Raw genomic sequence first — 4,744 nt, forward strand, 5'->3', positions numbered from 1 at the left:
GCCGAAGGCGTCGTAGCGGTAGCCGACTTCGCGACCATCGGGCAGTTGCACACCGACCAGCCGGTGCTGGCTGTCGTAGCGATAGTGGGTAACCAGCCTCTGTCCGCTCCCGCGGCGCTCGCAGATCAGGTTGCCGTAGGCATCGTAGTCGTAGTGGCAGTCGCCGTGCATCAGCAGGCGGTTGCCGCGCACGTTGACGTGGCGCGGATCGCCCTGCCGGGCGTTCTGGGTCAGCAGGTTGCCGGCCGGGTCGTGGGCGAAGCTCTCCGGCAGTTCGCCGCGCACGGCGATCAGGCGGTCCAGCGGGTCGTAGTGGTAGCTGCGGGTGCCCTTGCGGCTGTCCTCCACGGCGGCCAGGTTGCCGCCGGTGTCGTAGCGATAGCGCCGCTGGTACAGGGCGCGTTCGCGCTGGCTGACCTGGTGGGCGAGCAGGCGGCCCTGTTCGTCGTACTGGTACTGGCTGAGCAGTTGGCCTTGCTGGCGCCGGGTTTCCCGGCCGAACCGGAACTGGTGGCTGGTCAGGCGCTGGCCGTTGAGGGCGATGGCGCTGAGCCCGCCGCCCTCCTCGTGTCGGTAGTCGAGGGTGCTGCCGTCCGGCAGGCGGCAGTGGCTCAGCTGGCCCAGCGCGTCATAGCCGTAGTGCAGGATCGCCCAGCCCTGGTGCTCGCGGATCAGTCGGTCCTGGAGGTCGTACTCGTAGGCCAGCGGCCACTGGCCGTCGTCCACGCTCACCAGCCGCCCCAGGGCGTCGTAGCGGTAGTGCACTTCGCTACCGTCGGGCTGGGTCTTCACCAGCAGGCGACCGGCGGCATCGCGCTGGTAGCGGGTGACCAGCTCGCTGCCGTCCTCGCCGTACTCGGTCTTTTCCAGCAGATGGCCGTTGAGGTCGTAGGCATAGGCGCAGCTGCGCCCGTCGAAACCGGTTTCCCGACTGATCAGCCCGTTGGGGTGGTAGTCGAGGCGGTACAGCTCGCCGCGCTCGTCCTCGATCTGGGTGAGCAGCAGGCGGGCGTTGTCGTAGCGGTAGCGCAGCTGGCTGCCGTCGGGGTTGATGCGTCGGCTGACCAGATGCAGGCCATCGGCATACTCGTAGCGGGTGACGCGGCCCAGTTCATCGCGCTCGGCGGTCACCTTGCCGTAGGCGTTGTAGTCGTAGGCGCGGCTGGCACCGCCCGGCAGGACGACCTGGCGCAGACGGCCGGCGGCGTCCCACTCGAACCGGGTGATGGCGCCCTGCTCGTCCTGGCGGGTGATCTGGCGACCGAACACGTCGTAGCGGTAGCGGCGCAGCCCGCCATCGGGCAGCTGCTCCTCGATCAACTGCCCCAGCCCGTTGCAGGTCAGGCGATGGCAGCCGCCGTCGGGATGGCGGATTTCCAGCAGGCGGCCGCACTCGTCGTAGCGATAGACCGTGGTATGGCCGTGCGGATCGGTCTGCTGGACCACGTCGCCCTGGGCGTTGTGGCGGTATTTCCAGATCGCCTTGCCGCGCTGTACGGCGCTTATGAAGCCGGCCCGGTATTCGAAGCTGGTGGGTTCATCCTCGGGAGGCACCAAGGCGACCAGATGGCCATTGTCGTCGTAGTGGTACTGGATGACTGCGCCCAGCGGATCGCGTTCGGCCACCAGTTGCCCTTGCGGGTTGTATACCTTCTGGTGCTCGGCACCGTCGGGATCGACCTGCCGTACCAGCCTCGCGTTGCCGTCGTGGACGAAGACCTGACGACCGCCGTCGCTATGGATCAGGGTCGCGGTGCCCGCCTCGTCGTCCCACTCGAAGTGGAAGTCCAGCGGCGCGATGTTCGACCACTGGCGCACGCAGCGCGCCTGCTTGCCGCTGCCCTCCCAGGCCCAGTAGAAGCTGGCGCCTCCTGCCAGGTGGCGTTCGAGAATCACGTGCCGGTCGTCGTAGCGGTAGCGCTCGACTTCGCCCAGCGCATTGCGTGCTTCCAGCAACTGGCCGCCAGCGCTGTAGACGTAGCTGACCAGGGTCTGCACGCTCCGCCAGGAGGCCTCCTCGGTGTTCGCCGGGACCTGCTGCTGGTAGTCCACGGTCTGGATGCGCCCCTGCGCATAGCGAAACGCCAGCGCTCGCCCGGCCCCGTTGCTCAGCCGGCTGATACGGCCACCGAGATCGCGGCTGACATGCAGACGATTGCCATAGGCATCGCTGATGGCGACCAGATCGCCGACTCTGCCGTCATGGAGGAAGTGGTAGAAGCGCGGTCTGTCACCCGCTTGAGCGAGGACGAGCTCCGCCGGGTCGTCACCCAAGAAGATGGCGGCCTTCGACAGCCGATTGTTGATGGCGGGTCGCTGCCGGTCCGGAAGTGGGAAGCTGGTGCGGCGGTTTTCCTGGTCGATCCAGGTCACCTGGCCGTCGTCGATCAGCAGCCGGTGGGCCAGGCTGTGGCTCCAGCCATATCCGAGGCCGTGATCCAGCTCCACGGCACTGGTGCGATACAAGCGGCTCCAGGCGAAAGGCAGCAGGCCGTCGAGCAAACCGTCGTCCAGGGTCAGCAGCTCTTCGCCGGTCACCATCGAGACCGGCTCGCCACCGGTGCAGGTGTCCTTGGACGCCTGGGCCGGACGCTCGCTGGGGGTGGTGGCCTGGCGGTCGACGTTCGGCGTGTTCTCGGCTTCGCGCAGTGTGCTGTTCCTGCGTGCGCTCCACTCCAGCGTTGCCGGACCGCGCTGGACGCCTCCGGCAATGCCGCGGGCGGCGACGGCGCGGTATTTCTCGATGTAGTCGAGCACGCCTTCGAGGATGCCGAACACCGCCTTGACGAAGCCGACCACCGCATCGACCACGCGTTGGCCGTACTTGGCCAGACGCACCATCAGGTAAGCGATGCCGGTACCCTCGACGGCGACGGTCAGAACGATGGCGATGAGGATGTCGATCAGTACGGAAACCAGGAAGCGGCTGAGTTCCTTGGCCGCGCTGCCGGCGATCTGGCTTGGCGGCAGCGCGGAGAGCCACAGCGCCGCGCTGCGCAGCAGCAGATAGAGCACCGCCTCGTCGCTGGCCAGGAGCATCACCCTGGCCATCTTCTGCGGCGAGCTCCTGGCCAAGGCGACCAGCTCGCCGGCCTTGTCGCCCAGCATGTGGGCGTGCTTCATCGGGTCCTTGAGGATGTCGAAGACCAGTTCGATGCCTTCCCAGACATCCTTGACCGCCTGCCAACTGCCCTCGAGGATGCCCGTCCCCGCGGCGCCCAGCACCGAGGATGCGCTATTGGCCTGCCATTGCGGCCGGAACCCGGCCCACTGCCCGCGCAGCCAGCTCTCCAGCTGCTGCGCCAGACCGTCGTAGCTCCGAAACAGCTCATCGACCTGCTGCGTGCCGACCGCGGAATTGACCTGGATGACGTACCATTTGCCGGGCTGCGCCTGCAGGCTGGCCTTGCCATTGTCGCCCAGCGTCAGGGCCTGCTGCAGGCTGTTATCGTCGCGGGAGCGGACTTCAACCTGGACTCCCCCCAGCGGCACCTCGTAGGCCGACTCGAACTTGCTTTCGATCTCCAGGATGCCGCTGCGCGGGCACTGCGCAACCAGGCCGAAATCGCTGTCCCCCAAGCTTACCGAGGTGCTGCTGGAGCCGGCGCGGATGACCCGCTCCATGCCCAGCAGGGACGGCAGGTCCGCCGCCCGGCTGGCACTGTCGGCCGCCCGTGCGTACCACGCCTCGGTCATCTCGCGGTACTGTCTGAGGCTGCTCTTGAACTCGTTCAGCTCCCGTTCGATAAGGGTGATCTGATCCATCAGCTGAGCTCCAACGCCAACTGCTCCAGCAGGGCGTGTTTCAGGTTTGCTACCGTTTCGTATCGCCGAGCGAGGCGGGCGATCTTGAGTCGCAGGTTCGCCTCGGGCAGACGATCACAAAGGTCGGGATATTCTTCCTGGAGCCATTGCAGGAGGTTGTCGGCCAGCGGACCGATGTCCTCGCGCTCCAGGGTGTCCAGCAGAGATTTCGACGGTGTCCACCAGGGAAAGGGCTGTTCCGGAGGGATCTCCTTCTGGCCTATCTGGAGTGTCTGGCCGTTGATCAGGTAACGATCGAACATCGGCATCAGCGCCGTTGCTTCGGCCCCCAGATGAGTGAGGATCGGCAGAAGATGTCGTCCGTCCCAGAAACGGAAGAACACGCCGGTACCTCCCGGCATGCGCACCTGGGTCAGGCTTCGCAAGTGCTCGAAAATACGCTCGGGATCGCTGCTGGATACCGCGAGCCACCCCCAGTCTTCGGCCTTGGCTTCGCCAACCCAGTCAAGGAAGGTGCTATCCGCGGGCAATCTGGCGAGGTAAGGCATCACCTGATGCCATCCGGCATATGGGGTTCCCTGCCAGAGTGGCTGTGGGGGACGGGGTTCTCCCAGGCGGCACCATGTGCGAAGAGGATCGGCCTCGCTCACGCTGCTGAACACAGCGTAAAGGCGCTCGTCATCTACTAGCGGCCGGGCTGCAAGCCACTCTTGGGGAGTCAGGAGGTCAGATTGCACAGTAGCCCTCCTTACACTTCTCGCACTCCTCGCAGAAGGGCGCGCTGCGCTTGAAGGTGTTGATTTGCGTAGGGGTCAGCAAGGAGCCGGCCTTGTCGGCATCGGCCTGCTGCAGCGCACCTGGCAACAGGGGAGCAGCCGCGGTACCCGAGCCTGGGCTTCCTCCCGAGTTGATCTTCACCGTCGGCCCGACCAGCGTGACGCCACTGGCATCGAGCTTCACGAAGCTGCCGCCGGCCTTG

Annotated in this window: 2 protein-coding genes and 1 pseudogene; all 3 read right to left on the minus strand. The window is 66.3% G+C overall.

The features are described from left to right. Window positions 1–3,765: DUF6531 domain-containing protein (locus LMJ29_RS14130; protein ID WP_229606156.1), on the minus strand; the 3,765-nt coding region annotated here is incomplete at its 3' end. Next, on the minus strand, window positions 3,765–4,502 hold the full coding sequence (locus LMJ29_RS14135) for a DUF4123 domain-containing protein (protein ID WP_319942225.1): 738 nt from the start codon (window positions 4,500–4,502) through the stop codon (window positions 3,765–3,767). The genes LMJ29_RS14135 and LMJ29_RS14130, both read right to left, overlap by 1 nt. Further along, window positions 4,492–4,744 (minus strand): annotated as a pseudogene (locus LMJ29_RS14140) (type VI secretion system tip protein VgrG); the annotation flags it as partial. The pseudogene LMJ29_RS14140 and the gene LMJ29_RS14135, both read right to left, overlap by 11 nt.

The organism is Pseudomonas oryzagri (assembly GCF_020831405.1).
Lineage (GTDB): Bacteria > Pseudomonadota > Gammaproteobacteria > Pseudomonadales > Pseudomonadaceae > Geopseudomonas > Geopseudomonas oryzagri.